This window comes from Paraglaciecola aquimarina, assembly GCF_032464635.1.
In the GTDB taxonomy this organism is placed as follows: Bacteria; Pseudomonadota; Gammaproteobacteria; order Enterobacterales; family Alteromonadaceae; genus Paraglaciecola; species Paraglaciecola aquimarina.
On the sequence record NZ_JAWDIO010000002.1, the window covers coordinates 1,479,627 to 1,498,382 of the forward strand.

The following is an 18,756-nucleotide window of genomic DNA, read 5'->3' on the forward strand; positions in this document are numbered from 1 at the left end:
CGTTAGCTAAACCAAATTACTTATATTTGGATGCCACTAAAAAAATGGAGGGCGATTCGAACCTATCAAAATGCAATTCAGGACTACAACGGGGCAAAACTTAGTTTACGAGTTTATCTAAAAGTTGACGCTAGAAAAGGTTTTGACGTGGGTTATCTTCGTTTAGATCCTAGTGTTAAAAAAGCTGATATCCGCATCACAATCCGCATTGTTGGCGGCCATCGAGTACGTAGGCCTATTGTGGTTAACGCCATAGACCTTAGCGATAGCTATTCACTGTATTCCATAAATCAACAAATCAATATTTTTAGGAGTCAATTATGAAAGAACTGACAATGAAAGACTGGACAAGAAATATGTTACTCGTAACACTCACCGTAGCTTCTATTAATAGTTGGGCAACTGAGGAGCGTGCAAAGAGTGAGGTTGTTGACCCTTATACAGGGCAATCTAAATTTGAACTAGGATTCAAACAAGCAAATTTTCTTCCTAAGATGGCAGCAGTTTTAGCCGCAGATCAAGAATGGAGCCGGCGAGGCAACCGCCCTTTAGAGTTAGTCATAATGGATTCTGTAAATTTGGTTGATGGTAGGAACGCTATCTCTAAATTATTTGGAGAGCCTTCTCCACTTTTGAGACTAAAAGCCCTAGACGTATTTCGCGGTAGTAAGTTACGAGTGTTGACACCTATGCATGGTTCTATTGCCCAATTGTGCACAGATCCAATGTCTGGTGCGCCGGCCAAACGAAGGTTGATCCTTAGAGCAGCAGTTGCAAATTTTGATAGAGCAATAGAAGTTAGTCAGAAGGGCTGGCAACCTTTTTATGAAGGTACAAAATCATTTTTCGGTGGCGATAGAGGCAATGGCTATGTGAAAGATCAATTTCAATTATCTTTAGAGTTAACCAATTGTGCCAATGGTCAAACACTAGTTGGGGTCTCAGAATTGTTGCCGCTCACCTCTGTGAGTACGGACAAGAGCTTCGATTTTTTTGCATCTCATATTGGTATGTTTTACGCAAACTTCAAATCACGAAGTATGGGTCTTAACTATGTGAAAGAGATGGGCTATGAGTTTCTTTTGACCTTAATGGTAATGAAGTTGCTTGATATTCCAGAAGAGGAGCAGCAAGCTTTTTTTGTCAAAGAAAACGCACAAGTTAGACCAAGCGAGGTGATTGAAGTTCGCGGCTCTTACAAGCCAAGAAGAAAGCCTCGTTACTATTTTTCTCGGCAAACCATACGTAATTCAAAGTGCGAGGTCGAAAAATTTCTCAAGTGCAAAATTGAATTCAAAGGTCATAATCTTTCTGACGTACGATACTATTTACAGCGCGCTATAAGGTTAGCACTGCCCTCAAAAGAGGCCAAAGTGACATGCACTGTCAATAGAAGACGAGAAACAATAGATTGCTCTGCCTCTGGTGATTTGAATGGTTTCTCGTCTGAACAATTATTTAATCACTTAAGAACGTAACTTGTCTCTTACACAGATAGTTTTGACCAGATTTCAACACTTCAAGAGCTCGGGAATTGCTACTCGAGCTTGCTTATTTTTATATATGTAGATAAGTGAAGTGGATCTGCTTATGGCTATTGCAGCTGTAAGTCCTTAACTTCATATTAAAGAGTCATTCTATTTCAAAAAACTTGCGGCACTGTAAAGTACGCTCAATTTATTAGAAGAATTGCTATGCCTACTTTCACTACTCTAGTCTTGTTTATTCCTACCCTGTTTTTCATCTCAATGACCCCAGGTATGTGCATGACGTTGGCTATGACTTTAAGCGAACGGATTAGAAGACCCAAAAATGAGATAGATCAAAGTTCGATATTATTGTGGCTGTCTTGATTGGGCTATTGTGGCTGTCTTGATTGGGCTTCATTGGCTTACTTATATGATACGACTTATGTAATCTGATGATCATATATTTCCAAAAATTGTCATAAGGCGAGTTCTTATAACTCTATTTGCCATTAGCGTGTGATTGCTTTTGACAATTAGGGGCAGCAACACCAAACCAAATTATAGTTTATCGCTCCCACCTCTTACCTGTTCAACAACATAATGGATATTCCAATCTGCGTCTTTGCTATTAAAGTGGTTGCACATAACACAGCGTTTCCGCTGTCTGAGCCCAAAGCACTAGCAATTATCCTCTTGTATCGAATTCAAGTTTTATCCATCCAAAATTTGAAGCAATAGAAACAAAAAAGCCCGAATATTGCTATTCGGGCCTTTCAATTTTTACGTGGGTAGATAAGCGTTATGTTTTACGCAGAATAAAACGTTTAGTACAAGGCGTTGTAAGCGTAGCGTACGTAGTGTTTGTACGTGAGCGCAGCAACAACGCAGTAATTAACGTTTTAGACCAGTAAAATTACATCATGCCGCCCATATTGTTCTTATGCGTCTGTTTTTATTGGCTTTTTGTTTTAGGGGTGTTTTCGATACCCCTCTTTATACCCTAAACTTATCATCTTTTCAAAAAAATCACCCTAATCCAATGCATTATCTTGTAGAAACTGCTCTACTTTTTTTGCTCGAATTGTAATGCGACCGTCGCTTTCTATAATTTCTAAAAAGGTGATTTGAAAATATCCACCGTTTTCGATTGGTTTACCACAATAGTGCCCGACGAAAATGATGAGTCATTTAAATCAACAGATATTTCTTCCGCCCAAGATATTGGCGCTTTTAGTAATGTTACAGGTTGCATAGTTGAAATATTTGCTACAGCAGTTACAAATATTTCTCCCTTAAGACTACCTCTTGCATCTTTTGTTACTTTAGTCCCAAGTAAATCAAGACATTGGCTGAAGTGGTCAAGTTATATTGGCCACAGTTTTATAGTAAAGCCAGTATCTTCTTTCTGACTCGTTTGGGCTTAAACCAGCATTGTACTGATGTGGCCTAGTCTGGCTGTAATAGCCAACAATATAATCCGTTATGTGTTGTTTAGCTTCGGTGAAATTCCGATAGCCATTGGTAGGCACCCATTCGGTTTTTAAACTTCTAAAGAACCGCTCCATTGGGCTATTATCCCAGCAGTTTCCTCTTCGACTCATGCTTTGGGTTAGCTGGTAACGCCAAATCAATTGTCTGAACTTTCTGCTCGTATAATGGCTGCCTTGGTCACTATGAAACATAACACCTTTTGGCTTGCCTCTACGCTCATAAGCCATCGTTAATGCTTGCATCGTCAATTCAGTGTTAGGCGAAAATGACATTGCCCAGCCAATTGGCTTTCTGGCAAATAAGTCTATAACGACAGCTAGGTATGCCCATCGGTTACCTGTCCAAATATAAGTCACATCACCACACCAAACTTTGTTTGGCTCTACTACTGCAAATTGTCTGTCGAGTAAATTGGGGATATCTACATGTTCTTTCGTCCCTTTTTTATAAGCATGTTTGGGTAATTGACAACTGACTAAATTAAGTTGCTTCATAAGCCTGCCTGCTCGATAGCGGCTGAGAGGCGTCCCTCGCTGTGTGACAATATCAGCGAGGGTTCTAGCGCCTGCTGAGCCATTACTTTCATTATGCGCCAGCCTGATTTCACTGATTAAACGTACTTGTTCTGGGCAAATGTTATCTTCGCGCACTAACCAATATTTGTAGGTACTGCGGTGTACGTCAAACACCTCACATAACAACGTAACAGGGTAACGCTTAGGCTGGCTCTGATTGAGTTTCTCGATTAACGAGAGTTGTTCAGGGAGTCGGACATCAACTGGCCAAGCTTTATTAACTGGCCAGCGTTTTGGAATGCTAGGTTACTGAGTTATCGACCCAGTTAAACTAAACTTTCGGGTGTTATTGTTTCTAGATATTGAGAGTGTTTAAGCTTCAGAATATTAAAATCTGCGCTGGATAAAGTCATAGCAGCTCCCCCATGAATAAAATTTATTCTTTCACTAGAGCTATTTCCAGTTATAAAACCTCCATCAATTTGATCTATCTTAGCCAAGTAGTTTGTAAATTGTTTATGGGTTATTCCAATAGTTACTATTCCGCTAATGATGGAAACTCCGATTTGGTCGAAATATACTTTTGCTGATTTTTCTCCGTCGATGATCGTCATAATTGGTTTAGACATGATTTTTACTCCAGTTTATTTAAATTCTAAATTCTACACTTTTAGTTTGTATTTCTGATGCCAGTTCGGTGGCCAAAACCTTGCGTTCATTGCTTGCCATTTTTGTTGCTAAAACATGCATGAATACTTGGTCTTTGTGGATGCTTTTGTCTTTTTCACTGATTAGCTCGTTGATTTCTGTTTTATTTATAAACAGGTGAGAATTATCCTTATGCCTTGAACAGGCCACATACGTATTTGAACGATCCATTCCGCTTGTATAATAAACAAAAGAATCACCAGCAATAGTTAATCCTTGGCTGGAATAAACCGTCATTGCATAAGCCTGTATCATGTAAAGATTCCCATTCTTGTCACTGTAATCTTCTGTGCTGAGGTTTATTGTCTTGCCAGAATCAAGTTCTATATTGATGTTATAGCTACCATTTTGATTTGAATATATTTCTTGAATTTTACCAATGTCACCATTTGTCAGGCCGAGTTTATAATCGTTTTGGGTTAGCCTAATTCGTTCACCAACAGCCAATTTTTGTGAAAATATTTTGTTGCTAACCGTGCAATCTAGTTCAATTTCCTTAGTAGAAAGACTGCCATTTTGTTGTAATTCTTTTCGTGCTAGGTTGTTTAAATCAATCACATCATCCCACCGTTGAGCTAACATGATTGAATCATTTTCTGGTTTGTTATTGTTATATTGACACCACCTCTCTACTAAAGTCCGTTTAGTATTTTCAGAGTTGTTACAAATATTTAATAAGCCTTTGTTATCTAATTTAAACAATGCGTTTTTAGAATTACCATCTCGAAAATCTGCAACTATTTGCTTCGCCCAATCATTTTTTTGTCTTCTGATAGATTCAATTCTTGTCGTCCCTATTACTTCTGGTTGAGATAAATACCTCAGAGAACCTGCATGTTCAATTGCGTCTAACTGCTTATCCTCGCCAACTAAGATCAACTTACAATTATTGCCTTTTGCTAAATTAATTAACTTCAATAAATCTTTTGTACTCACCTGTCCTGCTTCATCTATCAAAATTACAGAATTTGATAAATTCAATCTTGACTCATCCTTTAAAAGCTTAGCAATTGTGAAAGTCGTGATGTTTGCTTCATCAGCCAAATTATTAGCTGCTGATTTTGCAATAGCAGCGCCAATAACTTTATATCCATTTTCATTATAAATTTTTCTTACCGCATTCATTGAAGCAGATTTTCCTGCTCCAGCAGACCCTTGAATAGTTCTTAAATTACTTGGTTCACAAGATCTATAAATAGCCTCCTGCTGTTCGTCAGAGAGTATAAAGGCATTTGATTTAATAGCTTTATTTATTGATTGAAGAGAAACTTCAAATGAACTTTGCTTTGTTAACCCCTTTGCTTTATTTATCATCATACTTTCAAGTTCTAAAGTGGCATTAGTCGTATAAAGTTGCCTCCCTTTGGAATCGAAACCCAATTCGATAGTGTTAAAGTCATTAATGAACTCTTTAACAACTAACTTAACTGTTGTTATGCCATCTAGCGTAATTTGCGCAGTTACGAAAGCTTGTTTATAAATATCTTGGACAGTAAATGAAGACTTAGAATTAATTAGCTGCTCACCAAGTGATTCGATAGTTAAATTGTTAGTTTGATCAAGGTCTAGTAAGACATTCTTGCTACTCATATCCAAGCGTTGCTGGAATTGAGACTCAGTATATCCAAGTTGGTCTAGCTCTTTGTGCCAGCGATTGAATAGATCAACACGCGAAATAGTATCCTTCTTCTGACGTGTTAATAATGTGGCGATATCTCCAGCTCTGCTAGAACTATTTTTAATGCCGGATTTTTCAAGTTCTGCTTTGATATCTTTTGTGCGTTTCGAATAAAAGTTACAAATATCTGAAGGGATTTCTCCAAGTCTAAAACTTTCACCATCTGATTCAATAGTGAAGCCTAGCTCTTGTAAATTTTTGGCAAGTTCAGCTCTGTACGCGGCTCCTATAGCCATTTTCCAATTATAAAAATGTTTACTATCTAAAGTACCCCAAGTTCCGTTTTCGCGAGCGGCAATATTCGATATTAAGCAGTGTGAGTGAAGCTGTGGATCTTGAGCTCGACTCGTACTATGTTCAAAACAGCTAGCAACAATACCAATTGGTTGTTCTTGAACTAAGCCTCCTTTACCTGTTCTGGTAACAGCAACATTATTTTCAATCAAAGAAACTGACTTTAATACTGCTAGCTTATGTGCAAGCTGAATTTTGTGACGCAATTTACGATCCGCTCTAGCCCATGCAACACTAACTGACTTTGGGGCGCTGAAGGTTAAATCCCAACCAGCACGTTGCTTTGCCTTTGATGAACTATTGAATTGCCTTAGAGCGTATTGACCACAAGGTGAGACACCATGGTAAATATTTTGATAGTGTTCGTTTTTAACAGTTCCTGATAGTTCTTTAAATAATCTAGAGCCTAAACCTACCCATTCACCTTCTGGTTCTCCGCCGTCTAAATAGTAATCTTCTGTAGCCAAATTTGCGTAATAACCAATATTGTTAATGGGAGAGATTGTTAACATGCTCTGTTTCTCCCTCTAGCACCCCGTCTATTTGTTGGGGAAATATCGGGCTGTTCAATTCCTTTGGCTATAAAGCCCTCAGCTATTGGGTTTAATTGAGGATATGGCCAAGTGAGGAGATAAGTCGCTTTATATCCTGCAAGTGTTAAAAAACCAGTAACTCCTTTTGAACTAGGGGTAGGCAAGTGCATTATTTGCTCAGCAGTGACTGCTGGTAGCTCTTTTTCTTGCGTTGATGTACTGACATTTCCATCTTTATCGTAATTCATCGACTGAAGTTCAACGGTTCTGTTACCAATATTTTTTGATAACTTTGAAGCCGATTCATAAGAGTTCGTGCGCAAGGTAATATTATTTGAGAATAAGCTTAATAATGTCTCGGCATCATCCCCGTATTTGGAACGTAACTGTTGCTGAGCTTGTGTGGCTGCAACGGTATGCCCACCTTTAGAGCGACCTTTTGAAAGCCAGTTAATTAATGATTTCGTTTTAGGCAAATCAGCTAACTCATCAAGAACAAACCAAAATTGTCTATCGTTGTCTTCTTGACTCAGCAAGCGGTTAGCAGTTAGAGATAACAATGCGGCACATACGGGAGAAGATACGTGGCTATAATTAGGAATGTTTGGAATAATGACTTGATGTTCAGTTAACTCCGACTCGACCCACTGGTTGACAGAAAAACTGTGTTTATTATTATCTTTCCAGTATTCCGAAACGACATTAATCCAACTAAGTTGGGTTGACATATAAGCAAGCAAACTTTGTGTCATTTTACTGTCTTTTTCTACGAATACTCTAGCTCTCGGGTGGTAGTTACTAACTAACTCTTGCAGTTTATCTATGCTAATAGACAAATGCGAATTTAAGTCTTGCCAAGTCCAGTCGGGGATTGTGTTATTGAGTGACAACAAAATACCAATTAAAACTTCTCTAGCCCCATCACTCCAAAACGGATCCTTAGACTCTTTTATAAAAGCTTCAGCCACATTTCGAGCTGATAACTCAGAATCAATATCTTTGCCGATATCCCAGCACGCTGATCGTGTATCAAATGGGTTAATTAGGATAATTGACTTTTTATAAAATAATTGCGTGTACTCTAATTTTGCGTCGTAAACTAGTGCATGTCGGTTATATTGAAATATGGCATTGAGAATAGGTTTTAGAACTGTACTTTTTCCAGAACCCTGCGATCCAGATATAAATATGTTGCCTAACTGTTCATGCAACGGTAAATAAACTAATGGATGAAGAGGTAATGCAAACTTTAGATTTTTGCGTACTAATTTTCTTTTGTGGTATCTGACCGCCTGTTTATTAGGTAGTAACCTGATACCCGATTTGTATTTATATAAATCTATTCCCCCTTCGACATAAATGAACTTGAAGGCCAGAAAACCACCAAAAATACTACATATAAGTATTGGAATTATTAGATGAATCCAAAAATGGCTTATCAGATCATTATTAACTAGGTAATTATTGTAAGTATTAAAGTCAGATGTTTTATGAAATATGTATCCCTTAACTATCTGCAACCATTGAAGTAAATGGTATTCGAATGGGTGCCATCGAGTGCCTATTTGCCATGTATAGTTTATGGCAAAATAACTTAGTAAAAGTGTTAAAAATAGCCAAACTAAAACCATAAACTTCCAATCTTGGTAACGTCCTAAAAGAGTCATTTTGAACCCCCATTTAATCTAATTTTTAGTTCATGAAAAGCTTCTTCACGTTCCTGTTCAGTTAAACCTTGGACAGCAGAGCAAACCTCGAAAATTTTGCTAATTAATCTGTTCTCTGAATTTTTAAGATCCGTTTTAAAGTCTTGTGAACTGTTGTAAGCTATCCATGCTTTTCGCATGACATCCGCTAAATTTGAACCCAGATTTTCGGCTTCTTGTTCGATTTTTAAGTAGTCTGCTATAGAAAAACGAACTGTGATCGCTTTCTGTTGTAAGTGTTTAAATTTGTTCATTTATATATGCCTATTTGATTTCGAAGAAATCGCTTTGATTGCAATTGTGTTAGGGCTGAAATTAGAAATTTTTATTTCGGTGTGAAATCGTTCTAATGACTCTACTTATATGTATATCAGCCTATTTTTACTTGAGACCTGCACCACCGAAGGTGCGCTCGGGTCTGAGTCATCACAGCTTTTTAGTGAAGCTGCTCTCTTCTTTCTTTTAGCCATGCGTCGATGACATGTCTTTCCCACCCAATTAAACGCACGGATATTTGGATCGGTTGGGGGACTAGATTTTCTTGGCGCATACGCCATAAAGTTGCTCGGCTGACGCCTAATAATTTTGCTAACTCTTTTGAGCTTAAAATCTGTTTTTGGTTATTCATTATGTTGCTTACCTTTGTTTAAAGTTCGGCAGATAATCTATCTGTCTAAAATATTATCTGGTATTCTTTGTTGGGATTTAACTATTGACAAATGGTGGGGGAGAGTTTGTATTGGGAACATTCTGAAGAGGTAAGAACGATTGTTAATTTCTTGTATAAATTGGCTAGGGAGTCATCTAAAGATATAAGGCAGAAGAGAATTGAGGGAGCAATTTACGCGATTGATCACTTCGAACAAATCCCAATTCCAATTGAAGCGTCATCAGTTTTAATTGGAGGAAGTTATTGTTTGAAAAAATACAGAGATGTTCTACCAAAAAACTTCAAATTGTTAATTGAGACATCAGGAACTATAAAGAAAGCGATTATTCGGGTAGAAATTGTAGTAAGAGAACTGCACGATTATGAGCAAAAAGAGCTAGCTGATTACATTGATGGAATTTTATTGTCATTAAAGGATATAAAAACGCTATTTATTAAAACGAAAACTAAGTCCCCAAAGTTACCTATTTGCGCTTTATGTTGGCGAGAGGTTGATTATCAACCATTTTGTAAAACTAGACAAACCGAAATGTTATGTAAGGAGCACAGCACTAACAAAAGCTTGTACCATACGGATAGAAAGGCTTTAAAACTGTACTGCGTTAATAACGCAGATAAAATTCCAGATAAAGATACTGGAGGGTTAAATAATATTAGTTCAGTCAAATTATTTGGTTGGATCAAACGACTTGGTGTACAGCCCAGCGAGTTTCTTACCTTTTCGAACGATTATCATAAAAAAGAACGATCTAGTTTAAGTGATTTAAGATGCCCTTCAATAAAAGGCTTATTGCCTTTTGAGCAAATATTCATTAATGACTGGTCTCAATTCGCTAACTTACTTATACAATTTGTAAAATTAAAATTCCCTAACGGATTTAAAAGAATAAAATTTGTAAATCCACAGGACAGTTCCAACTGGTTCAACTTTGCGAATAAACTACGCTACGCATTTGATCCTAAAACATCCGCATACTCTAGTTGGTTAAACTTTGAAAACAATGCACAGGATGTTTTTCTAATCCTGACTGTAATTAGTAGATACGAAACGTATTGCGATTATAAAAAGAGCTCGCCTAAGCGCCAAAATTCAAGCTTGCGGAAACAAATAAAAAAATTAGCCGTGGAACAATTAAACAATGGTGAAAAACTAAATTTCAGCAGAATTGCTAAACAAATCGGAGTAACAAGACAAAGAGTTTCTGTTTTAGCTAAAGAGTTAGGGTTGAAATGTTAAAAATTTTGCGAGCTATTATCTGTTTTCTGATCAGTAAATCAAATAAGAATATTTAGGCCTTAGAGCTTCTTTTTAATTCTTCATGAAAAGATAATACGTTATTTGGGATATGATCATTGTCGTATAATTCTACACGCCAAACACCAGCTGCAGATTCCTTTATTTCTAATTTTTTAAAAAAGCGTCGGTAACGCTCTATTTTTGAGCTGTGATTTTCATGGAATTCAACAGATATTGCACTTTTGGATTTCAGAAAACAAAGTATAGCTTTGAAAAATGTAATGCCAATTTTACATCTTGTTAAATTTGTTTTTAGAGCAAAATGATTAATTTGAACTACTCCTCCCGAGTGCATGATTATGCCTTCAACGTTTCCTATTAATAGGGAGTAGTCATATTCTATATATTCGCATCTAATATCTGGTAAAGAACTAATTCCATGGCTATCAGGTAATGCGTAGAAGCCCTCTTGATTATAAATTGTTGATCACTCTAACGACTTACCATAATAGCCAAAGAAGTGTTTCTCTGGAGCCTTAATCCATTCATCAATAAACTGGCAAACGGTTGGGTTTCCACCATACTTTTTCCTAAATTTTATCTTTTCTATAAACCTCACTATCATGAAAGTTGTTTTCCTTGTTTGTGATTAAAAAATGACAAAAAATCAGCCCACTCTTGCATCATTTTCCGCCTTTCTTTCAGGTAAATGGATCGGTTATATGCACGACTCGTTGCAGTTCCAGTTAAGTGAGCTAATTGAACTTCTATAATTTCATGATTCCAACCTTTTTCGTGAAGAATAGTTGAGGCTGTACTTCTGAAACCGTGTGCTGAAACGACATCAGCCGAATATCCTAAATCTCTTAATCTGTTAGTTAATACGTTCTTACTAATCGGTTTTGACGCATCGCGGGCATTTGGAAATACAAACTCTGAGTAGCCAGTAACGTCTTTAACTTGCTTTAAGTGCTTGATAACTTGTTCAGCCAATGGGACTAAATGCTCTCTACTTTTTTTCATTTCTTCAGCAGGTATTCTGATGATTCGATCATCAAAATCTATGTATTCCCATTTTAAACAACGTAACTCATTAGGGCGGAGAAATAGGCGAGGGAGGAGTTTTAACGCTTCTACTGTGCAGAATGTACCGCCCTCTGAGTTATCTATGTCATTTATAAGCTTTGCCAGCTCGTCAGGCTTAACGACAGCAGGCATATGCTTAACTTTAGGAAGAGGCTTTATTATATCGCTTAACGGTAAACCTTGCGCTGGATTAGTCCTAGTTAGCCTGTGAGCAAGTGCATAACCAAAAATACGGTTTATTACTGAAAGAATGACGGGGCATTTTTTAGGTGTTCCCGAAGCTTCAATCTTGAGCATCAATTCAGTAATGTGGCCTGCATCTATCTTATCTATGGCTAAGTCACCAATAGATTTAGCATCTTGTAATATCCATCGATTAATTCGATCTTTATGGTCTTTTGTCCACGAATCTTTCTGCTGTTCCCACCATTTAAGAGCAACAACTTTGAATGCTCTATCTCCAACATTAGCAGCTCGTTTTCTTTCTCGCTTTTCTTCGGATGGGTTTATTCCCTTAGCAAGTAAAATGCGAGCCTCATCAACCATTTTTCTGGCTTCATGAAGGGTTATAGTGGGGTATTTTCCAAGAGCAAGTTCTTGGTGTTTGGTTGCATACTTATAACGCATACGCCAAAGCTTGCTTTGGTTATTCTTCACTATTAAAAACAAGCCATTAGCGTCATGTTTTTTAATTTGCTTCTTATCACCTGGACACGAAATATTTTTAACTTCAAGTGCGGTTAACGACATACTAAACCTCACATCTGGGTATAAGGTGGGGGATCTGTTAGTAAACTCATGATTAATATAAGGCTCAAAAATATAGAACCCCTACTTTATACCCAGACAATATTTAAACTTTGTGATCTCATTTGAAACCCTTTGAATTAAAATGTCAATAAAAAAGCCCGTAAAACATAGCTTTACGGGCTTTTTTGAAACGTTATGAGTTTCTATGAAAAGGTGTGATGTTGTTTACATCATGCCGCCCATTCCGCCCATACCACCCATTCCGCCCATGTCAGGCATTGCAGGTGCAGCAGCTTCGTCTTGTGGCGCGTCTGCAATCATAGCTTCGGTTGTGATCATCAAGCTTGCGATTGATGCTGCAAATTGAAGCGCAGAGCGCGTTACTTTAGTTGGGTCAAGAATACCCATTTCTAGCATGTCGCCGTATGTGTCGTTACCAGCGTTGTAACCGAAGTTAGCTTCGCCATTTTTAACCGCATTAGTCACTACTGATGCTTCTGCACCGGCGTTAGATGCGATTTGACGAAGTGGCGCTTCCATTGCACGTAGTGCTAATTTAATACCGTGAGTTTGGTCTTCGTTGTCGCCTGCTAGGTCAGAAATTTTAGACGCTGCACGTACTAGAGCAACACCACCACCGGCTACTACGCCTTCTTCTACTGCTGCACGAGTAGCGTGAAGTGCGTCTTCAACGCGGTCCTTCTTCTCTTTCATTTCAACTTCTGTGGCTGCGCCAACTTTGATAACTGCAACACCGCCAGCTAGTTTAGCTAAACGTTCTTGAAGTTTTTCTTTGTCGTAGTCAGAACTTGATTCTTCGATTTGAGCACGAATTTGTGCTACACGGCCTTGAATTGCTTCTTCTTCACCAGCACCATCAACTACAGTGGTATTGTCTTTATTGATAACAACACGTTTCGCAGTACCTAGGTCTTCTAACGTAACTTTTTCAAGGTCTAGGCCGATTTCTTCAGAAATCACAGTACCGCCAGTTAGTGTGGCAAGATCTTGTAGCATTGCTTTACGACGGTCGCCGAAACCTGGGGCTTTTACCGCAGCAACTTTAACAATACCACGCATGTTGTTCACAACTAGTGTTGCTAGGGCTTCGCCTTCAACATCTTCAGCTATGATTAACAAAGGCTTAGAAGCTTTAGCTACTGCTTCCAGAGTTGGTAACAATTCACGAATGTTAGAGACTTTTTTGTCAACCAATAAGATGAACGGGTTGTCTAGTTCAACTGTGCCGTTTTCTTGATTGTTCATGAAATATGGAGATAGGTAACCACGGTCGAATTGCATACCTTCTACAACTTCTAATTCGTTTTGTAGAGATTGACCTTCTTCAACAGTAATAACGCCTTCTTTACCTACTTTGTCCATAGCTTCTGCGATAAGGTCGCCTACTTCTGAGTCAGAGTTGGCAGAGATAGTCCCTACTTGCGCAATAGCTTTGCTGTCAGCACAAGGAACAGATAGGCCTTTTAATTCTTCAACCGCAGCCACAACTGCTTTGTCGATACCGCGCTTAAGATCCATTGGGTTCATGCCTGCTGCAACAGATTTTAAACCTTCAGTTACGATAGCTTGCGCCAATACAGTAGCAGTAGTGGTTCCGTCACCGGCTTCGTCATTGGCTTTAGAAGCTACTTCTTTAACCATTTGTGCGCCCATGTTTTCGAATTTGTCTGCTAATTCGATTTCTTTGGCTACTGATACACCATCTTTAGTGATGGTAGGTGCGCCAAATGATTTGTCTAAAACTACGTGACGTCCTTTAGGGCCTAACGTTACTTTTACTGCGTTAGCTAGGATGTTTACGCCCGCTAACATTTTTACGCGTGCGTCATCAGAAAAACGAACTTCTTTTGCTGCCATGATAAGTATTCCTCTAAAATTGGTTAATGAATTGGGTTTATTCGACTACTGCTAAAATGTCGCTTTCACTAAGGATAAGGACTTCTTCACCGTCTAACTTCTCAGTTTTAACCCCGTAGCCATCGTTAAAAATTACGATGTCGCCGATTTTAACGTCAACAGCTTTTACGTCGCCGTTGTCTAAAGTGCGGCCATTACCTACCGCGATAACTTCGCCGCGCGTTGATTTTTCTGCTGCTGAGCCTGTTAACACAATGCCACCTGCAGATTTACTTTCTTGCTCTTGACGCTTAACGATAACGCGATCGTTTAAAGGACGAATTGCCATTTTCAAATCTCCTGAAAATTCCAATGTTAAATAGTGGTGACCCGATTATACGAGCCGATTGTTAGGTAATTGAGTTTTCAGTTACCTAGAATTCTTATTTAATAGAACTTTGTTCTGCGTCCAGAGATGGGGTTGGCGGAATTGATCTCAAGGTTTAGTAAAAAAACTTTGAAAAAGTTTGTTTTGCGTCGCAAGGGAAAGATGTTAAAACCTTGCTGCCTATGAATTTTTAACAGGGTATTTGAACTGTAAAATAGAGCTGTTAAATTTAATTACATTTTTCAATTAGTTAATGGTTTAGAGTATCGGTCGTTGGAGCGCTATGCTTATTGGTAAATGCTAGCTAAACAGTCGTTTAATAAAGGAAACATTATTTTGTCTAGAGTCAGTTTGTTTGTTTTGTCTATTTTATGGTGTGGGTCTACTTTCGCCCAAGAAGATATCAAACTGGAGGAAGATTTACGGCCAGTATGGGAAGTCGGGGCATTTGCCGCCGCCTTCAATAATCCTGCTTACCCAGCGGCGGGGCAAAACGAAACAAATGTTATTGCCACACCTTATGGCATATATCGAGGGAAAGTACTGCGAGTGGGCGACGGTTCTATTGTTAGAGCCGTTGCTATCGATAAAAGTTGGTATGAATTAGATGTGTCTATGGCAGCGTCTTTTGGCTCTGATTCAAATGACAATGATACGCGGCATGGTATGCCAGATTTAGACTTTATTTTTGAAGTGGGGCCGCAATTAAAAATGCGGATCGCCGATTTCGAATTTGCTGAGCATGGCCGTTCGGAGCTGTTCTTTAATTTACAAGCTCGTGCCGCTTTTTCTACTGATTTTTCGGGCATTAATCATAGGGGGTATGTTTTTCAGCCTCAGTTATCTTATGTACAAAAAGGCTGGTTGAGTGAAAAAACGGCTTTGTCTATTCGACTCTCTCCGTCATGGGCGACAGAAGACTTGCAAGATTATTTTTATCAAGTCGATACTGACTATGTCACTGCTGAACGCGGGAGTTATGACGCGAAGGGCGGATATATGGGCACTAATTTAGGTATCAGTGTGTCGTTTGAAGCAACTAATGATATCCGTGTGTTTGTGGGCGGCGGCATGACCTTTCACTCAGGTGCGGCAAATATTAATAGTCCAATATTTGTAGATAAAAGTACCTATGGTTTAGGCGTAGGTATGGTCTGGAGAATACTTGAAAGTAAAGAGTTGGTATCTGGAAGGTGACACTGTTGCAAAAAGTAAATTACATTTAGTAGTGATTTTGTGCAGTTTGTACCTATATTAGATAGATAAATTACTATAATAAGTTGGAACTTAGTTGAAGCAAAGTGTCTAACTTGTTATTCATTCCCATTTCATTGAGATAGTTAAATGCGGTCTATGCGAGAAATTTCAAACATATATAAGGCACTTGTTAGTGTGCTGATTATGTGCGTGGCTTTTCTTTTTTCTAGCCATAGCTCTGCTAAAAATGATACTCAATTTAGTGAAATTGTTAGCCATGTTAATGTCGATTTTAGTGTCCTAGAATTGAACATAGATGACAATGATTCATCTGATCCAGTCCTACTTTACAAAAATAATATTAATGACAGCATGCTTGGCTCAAAGGTCGTCATGCATGGCCTTGACTATGCTGTTGTATTTAATTTCCATACTATTAATGTTCGTGCCCCGCCTTCTCTTTAAACGAAAGATAATTAAGTTTTAACATTTTTATATTTAATTTAGTTTTAGTTTACTGAGGTACGCACTATGTCGTCTTACAAAAATTTACCAATAAGCCATTTAGAAGGCTACGAAATTAACCGTCAATCTATGAATACACCTCTAGAATTGGAGAGTCCGGCGATTGATATAATGGCCAATTTTTCAAATAACACCGCACTAATGTTGTTTGATGAAATGTCGATCGAACAAGCAACCGACTTGCTCAAAAACACTCATATGAGCAAAGCTCTGGTGAGAAATTCGCTGGAACAATTTGTTGGAATTGTAACTTTGGCTGACTTACAAAGTTCAAGAGTACTGAGTACCGCAAATAAATTGGGGGTGCCAAGAGGAGACTTAACGATTGCTCATTTAATGACGCCTAAGTCAGAGTGTATTGGCCTTCAATTGCAAAGCGTTATGAGCTCAACAATTGGTGACGTACTGGCGACAATGCACGAGCAAGGTACACCATACTTGTTGGTTATTGCCCACACAAATAAAGAAATAGTTGGAATGATTTCTGCGATAGACATTGCTAAGTCTTTGCATATGCCAGTGCAAATCTCCCCTAAACCTAGAAATTTCCAAGAAGTTATGGCAGCCGTTGCACATCGATAAATCACCTATAGCCTCATGCTTTAGTTGCTTAACAGGATTAAAGCATGAGTATGGCGCTGCAAGACTAGTTCATTCTAATATAACCTCAGCTAAGTGTTATTCGGTAACGGAATTTTTTGTGTATAGCAAGGCGGATTATTGTACGTAATAACCTGTTATTGTTGAATGATCCAACGCCGCTAGACACAAAAAGAGCATATCTCAAGAGGTTCGGCTTATCCAGGATTCAGGTCAATATAGCCAAGTGATCAGATATTGATGTGGATTGGTAGCAGTGTTAAATAGAGGGGGAATTTTGTTTGATAGCAGGTTGAGTACATCACAGTGGACGAATATTGACCGAGCTATGGGCGAATAATAACCGATTGAAAAAAATTACAGGTTTTTTCGTCATTTTTTGTTAATTTTGGTAATGCACCTTGCTTAAGCTGTGATAACATCCTTCGCTTATCTACATTGCGCCTATAGCTCAGCTGGATAGAGTAACTGGCTTCGAACCAGTTGGTCGGGAGTTCGAATCTCTCTGGGCGCACCAAATTCCTTGCACTATTCGTTGTCATTAATCTAATAAGGGTTAACTAAATCATTGAATTTTGGTTTTAAGTGGACCTGCAAAATCCACTGGAACATTATCGCTGAGCGCACATCTATCGGCGTTGGTATTAGTTTTGTTTCCCTGCTTCAATTACCCTCAGCCAGTTTGTCCAAATGCCTAATTCTGATAACACTAATTTAATGCAGACGAGTAGGGGCACTGAAAGTAGTACGCCAGCCAATCCCCATAACCAGCCACAAACCAACAACCACAACATAATAACCAGAGGATTGATCAACATCTTCTTACCCATGGCAGTGGGAGTGATAACTTGCGATTCAATTATGTTTAACAACAAATAAGCGGCAACTGGTATGAATGCAGATAGTGTCACGCCAAAGTGGACCATACCTGCCATTGATAAAATAACCACTCCAATTACCGAGCCAATGTAGGGAATAAAGTTAAGTACTGCCACTATCACCCCCCACAATAACGCATCTTCTAAGCCGATAAAATAAAGGGCGATGGCGGTACTTAAGCCTAATCCTAAGTTGATGAGGCTTGCAGTAATGATATAAGTTGAGAGCTGTTTTTGCGTCACTTCAACTAAGTGAATTGCTTTTTCGCGTTGCTCTTTCAAGGCCAATTCTTTGACAAAGGCTGCAAATAAACTAGGGCCAAAAATGAGTAAAAATAGTATTAATATGGCACTACCTAACAATTGTGCAAAGAAAATAGGAGTGGCACCTAGGGTATCTATGACTAATTCCATCCCGCCCTGCTTTATACGTTCTGTTACGAGGTTGGCAGGTTTCTGCTTAGGTTTAGGTGCGTTACTTCTCGAAAACCAATTAAACCAACTAGAATCGAGTTTTTGAGTTTCTTTTACTTCCTCCTCAAATGCGCCACTAATTGACTCTACTTGTTCATTCACATGCACTGACAGTTTAGGGATAAGCTTTGCCCATTTTTGCGCTGGTTCAATTAATTCCACGCCAATGATGGTAAATGGTGTGGTCAGCATGGCTAACAAAACCACTGAAGAAATGGCTCGGGGAATATGCATTTTGCTTAGGTTTGTAACCAAAGGGTTCAACAATAAAGCAATCAATATGGCTAGTACCAAGGGAATAATTAGTGATTGAGCAAAGTACAGGGTATAAATGATTGCTAAGAGCAAGAGCCAATTGCTGCAATAGACACCTTTTAGTTTTGATGTATTGTTAATTTGGTTGCTGGTGCTTTGCCCTGTATCCATGTAAATCCCGTCTATTTTCCCAACTTAGTTGGGCTACCTTGAGTGATGTTTATTTTAAAGTACAGTTATTTAATGCCAATTCGTATTGTCAGGCGATCTTTCAGAATACCTCTTGTGATTATTTAAACAAGGCGTTGGAATGTGGATTGGTATAACTCAACACTTTATGCGTTTTTTGTAACACATTGACGTCAGCACCGATGGACAATTTAACCAACTGTTTTGATCATTTCTATGCATAAAGCGTAGTGGTGGATATAAAGTAGGGAAAAGT

The 18,756-nt window shown here is 38.5% G+C and carries 17 protein-coding genes, 1 tRNA gene and 2 pseudogenes; 7 read left to right on the forward strand and 13 right to left on the reverse strand.

Annotated features, from left to right (window positions below; translation table 11 throughout):
- Window positions 1–30: 30 nt before the first annotated feature.
- The 3 genes and pseudogenes from RS130_RS07690 to RS130_RS07700 form a co-directional block, all read left to right on the forward strand.
- Complete coding sequence (locus RS130_RS07690) at window positions 31–324, forward strand: hypothetical protein (RefSeq protein WP_316025469.1); 294 nt, start codon at window positions 31–33, stop codon at window positions 322–324.
- Window positions 321–1,478: a hypothetical protein gene (locus tag RS130_RS07695; protein WP_316025470.1), complete on the forward strand. Its 1,158-nt coding sequence runs from the start codon at window positions 321–323 to the stop codon at window positions 1,476–1,478. The genes RS130_RS07690 and RS130_RS07695 overlap by 4 nt, the downstream gene beginning before the upstream one ends.
- Window positions 1,479–1,694: 216 nt before the next feature.
- Window positions 1,695–1,799 (forward strand): annotated as a pseudogene (locus tag RS130_RS07700) (LysE family translocator); the annotation flags it as partial.
- Between the two features lie 781 nt (window positions 1,800–2,580).
- On the opposite strand, the gene RS130_RS07705 reads toward RS130_RS07700, so the two are convergent.
- The 7 genes and pseudogenes from RS130_RS07705 to RS130_RS07735 form a co-directional block, all read right to left on the reverse strand.
- On the reverse strand, window positions 2,581–2,721 hold the full coding sequence (locus RS130_RS07705) for a hypothetical protein (protein WP_316025471.1): 141 nt from the start codon (window positions 2,719–2,721) through the stop codon (window positions 2,581–2,583).
- A gap of 106 nt (window positions 2,722–2,827) precedes the next feature.
- A pseudogene (locus RS130_RS07710) lies at window positions 2,828–3,739 on the reverse strand (IS3 family transposase); the annotation flags it as partial.
- 62 nt (window positions 3,740–3,801) lie between these two features.
- The gene (locus tag RS130_RS07715) at window positions 3,802–4,104 is read right to left on the reverse strand and encodes a hypothetical protein (protein WP_316025472.1); all 303 of its coding nucleotides are present in this window, start codon (window positions 4,102–4,104) and stop codon (window positions 3,802–3,804) included.
- 19 nt (window positions 4,105–4,123) lie between these two features.
- Window positions 4,124–6,667 (reverse strand): MobF family relaxase, encoded by a 2,544-nt coding sequence (gene mobF / locus RS130_RS07720; protein ID WP_316025473.1) that lies wholly within the window; start codon window positions 6,665–6,667, stop codon window positions 4,124–4,126.
- A complete protein-coding gene (locus RS130_RS07725) occupies window positions 6,661–8,355 on the reverse strand; it encodes a type IV secretion system DNA-binding domain-containing protein (protein WP_316025474.1) in 1,695 nt (564 codons plus the stop codon). The genes mobF and RS130_RS07725 overlap by 7 nt, the downstream gene beginning before the upstream one ends.
- Window positions 8,352–8,648, reverse strand: coding sequence for a hypothetical protein (locus tag RS130_RS07730; protein WP_316025475.1), 297 nt, complete (start codon window positions 8,646–8,648; stop codon window positions 8,352–8,354). Before RS130_RS07730 ends, RS130_RS07725 begins: the two co-directional genes overlap by 4 nt.
- Window positions 8,649–8,830: 182 nt before the next feature.
- Window positions 8,831–9,022, reverse strand: a complete 192-nt coding sequence (locus RS130_RS07735) for a helix-turn-helix transcriptional regulator (protein WP_316025476.1) — start codon at window positions 9,020–9,022, stop codon at window positions 8,831–8,833.
- Between the two features lie 91 nt (window positions 9,023–9,113).
- On the opposite strand from RS130_RS07735, the gene RS130_RS07740 reads away from it, so the two are divergent.
- Window positions 9,114–10,301, forward strand: coding sequence for a hypothetical protein (locus RS130_RS07740; protein WP_316025477.1), 1,188 nt, complete (start codon window positions 9,114–9,116; stop codon window positions 10,299–10,301).
- Between the two features lie 52 nt (window positions 10,302–10,353).
- On the opposite strand, the gene RS130_RS07745 is transcribed toward RS130_RS07740, so the two are convergent.
- The 5 genes from RS130_RS07745 to RS130_RS07765 form a co-directional block, all read right to left on the reverse strand.
- Complete coding sequence (locus tag RS130_RS07745) at window positions 10,354–10,656, reverse strand: hypothetical protein (RefSeq protein ID WP_316025478.1); 303 nt, start codon at window positions 10,654–10,656, stop codon at window positions 10,354–10,356.
- Window positions 10,657–10,788: 132 nt separating this feature from the next.
- Window positions 10,789–10,926, reverse strand: a complete 138-nt coding sequence (locus RS130_RS07750) for a hypothetical protein (RefSeq protein ID WP_316025479.1) — start codon at window positions 10,924–10,926, stop codon at window positions 10,789–10,791.
- Complete coding sequence (locus RS130_RS07755) at window positions 10,923–12,137, reverse strand: tyrosine-type recombinase/integrase (RefSeq protein ID WP_316025480.1); 1,215 nt, start codon at window positions 12,135–12,137, stop codon at window positions 10,923–10,925. The genes RS130_RS07750 and RS130_RS07755 overlap by 4 nt, the downstream gene beginning before the upstream one ends.
- A 225-nt stretch (window positions 12,138–12,362) precedes the next feature.
- Window positions 12,363–14,015, reverse strand: coding sequence for a chaperonin GroEL (gene groL, locus RS130_RS07760; protein WP_316025481.1), 1,653 nt, complete (start codon window positions 14,013–14,015; stop codon window positions 12,363–12,365).
- 37 nt (window positions 14,016–14,052) lie between these two features.
- Complete coding sequence (locus RS130_RS07765; RefSeq protein ID WP_316025482.1) at window positions 14,053–14,343, reverse strand: co-chaperone GroES; 291 nt, start codon at window positions 14,341–14,343, stop codon at window positions 14,053–14,055.
- A 375-nt stretch (window positions 14,344–14,718) separates the two neighbouring features.
- Between RS130_RS07765 and RS130_RS07770 the strand changes: the two genes are divergently transcribed.
- From RS130_RS07770 to RS130_RS07780, 3 genes are all read left to right on the forward strand, one after another.
- Window positions 14,719–15,579 (forward strand): MipA/OmpV family protein, encoded by an 861-nt coding sequence (locus RS130_RS07770; protein ID WP_316025483.1) that lies wholly within the window; start codon window positions 14,719–14,721, stop codon window positions 15,577–15,579.
- A gap of 531 nt (window positions 15,580–16,110) precedes the next feature.
- Entirely contained in the window at window positions 16,111–16,686 is a 576-nt protein-coding gene (locus RS130_RS07775) for a CBS domain-containing protein (RefSeq protein WP_316025484.1), read from the forward strand.
- 458 nt (window positions 16,687–17,144) lie between these two features.
- Window positions 17,145–17,221 (forward strand) — tRNA-Arg (locus RS130_RS07780).
- 127 nt (window positions 17,222–17,348) lie between these two features.
- On the opposite strand, the gene RS130_RS07785 is transcribed toward RS130_RS07780, so the two are convergent.
- The gene (locus RS130_RS07785) at window positions 17,349–18,482 is read right to left on the reverse strand and encodes an AI-2E family transporter (RefSeq protein WP_316025485.1); all 1,134 of its coding nucleotides are present in this window, start codon (window positions 18,480–18,482) and stop codon (window positions 17,349–17,351) included.
- Between the last annotated feature and the right edge of the window lie 274 nt (window positions 18,483–18,756).

Coding starts and splice junctions, on each gene's coding strand:
- RS130_RS07690 (WP_316025469.1), top strand. CDS start 31: ATGCCACTAAAAAAATGGAGGGCGATTCGAACCTATCAAAATGCAATT.
- RS130_RS07695 (WP_316025470.1), top strand. CDS start 321: ATGAAAGAACTGACAATGAAAGACTGGACAAGAAATATGTTACTCGTA.
- RS130_RS07705 (WP_316025471.1), bottom strand. CDS start 2,721: ATGCAACCTGTAACATTACTAAAAGCGCCAATATCTTGGGCGGAAGAA.
- RS130_RS07715 (WP_316025472.1), bottom strand. CDS start 4,104: ATGTCTAAACCAATTATGACGATCATCGACGGAGAAAAATCAGCAAAA.
- mobF (WP_316025473.1), bottom strand. CDS start 6,667: ATGTTAACAATCTCTCCCATTAACAATATTGGTTATTACGCAAATTTG.
- RS130_RS07725 (WP_316025474.1), bottom strand. CDS start 8,355: ATGACTCTTTTAGGACGTTACCAAGATTGGAAGTTTATGGTTTTAGTT.
- RS130_RS07730 (WP_316025475.1), bottom strand. CDS start 8,648: ATGAACAAATTTAAACACTTACAACAGAAAGCGATCACAGTTCGTTTT.
- RS130_RS07735 (WP_316025476.1), bottom strand. CDS start 9,022: ATGAATAACCAAAAACAGATTTTAAGCTCAAAAGAGTTAGCAAAATTA.
- RS130_RS07740 (WP_316025477.1), top strand. CDS start 9,114: ATGGTGGGGGAGAGTTTGTATTGGGAACATTCTGAAGAGGTAAGAACG.
- RS130_RS07745 (WP_316025478.1), bottom strand. CDS start 10,656: ATGCACTCGGGAGGAGTAGTTCAAATTAATCATTTTGCTCTAAAAACA.
- RS130_RS07750 (WP_316025479.1), bottom strand. CDS start 10,926: ATGATAGTGAGGTTTATAGAAAAGATAAAATTTAGGAAAAAGTATGGT.
- RS130_RS07755 (WP_316025480.1), bottom strand. CDS start 12,137: ATGTCGTTAACCGCACTTGAAGTTAAAAATATTTCGTGTCCAGGTGAT.
- groL (WP_316025481.1), bottom strand. CDS start 14,015: ATGGCAGCAAAAGAAGTTCGTTTTTCTGATGACGCACGCGTAAAAATG.
- RS130_RS07765 (WP_316025482.1), bottom strand. CDS start 14,343: ATGGCAATTCGTCCTTTAAACGATCGCGTTATCGTTAAGCGTCAAGAG.
- RS130_RS07775 (WP_316025484.1), top strand. CDS start 16,111: ATGTCGTCTTACAAAAATTTACCAATAAGCCATTTAGAAGGCTACGAA.
- RS130_RS07785 (WP_316025485.1), bottom strand. CDS start 18,482: ATGGATACAGGGCAAAGCACCAGCAACCAAATTAACAATACATCAAAA.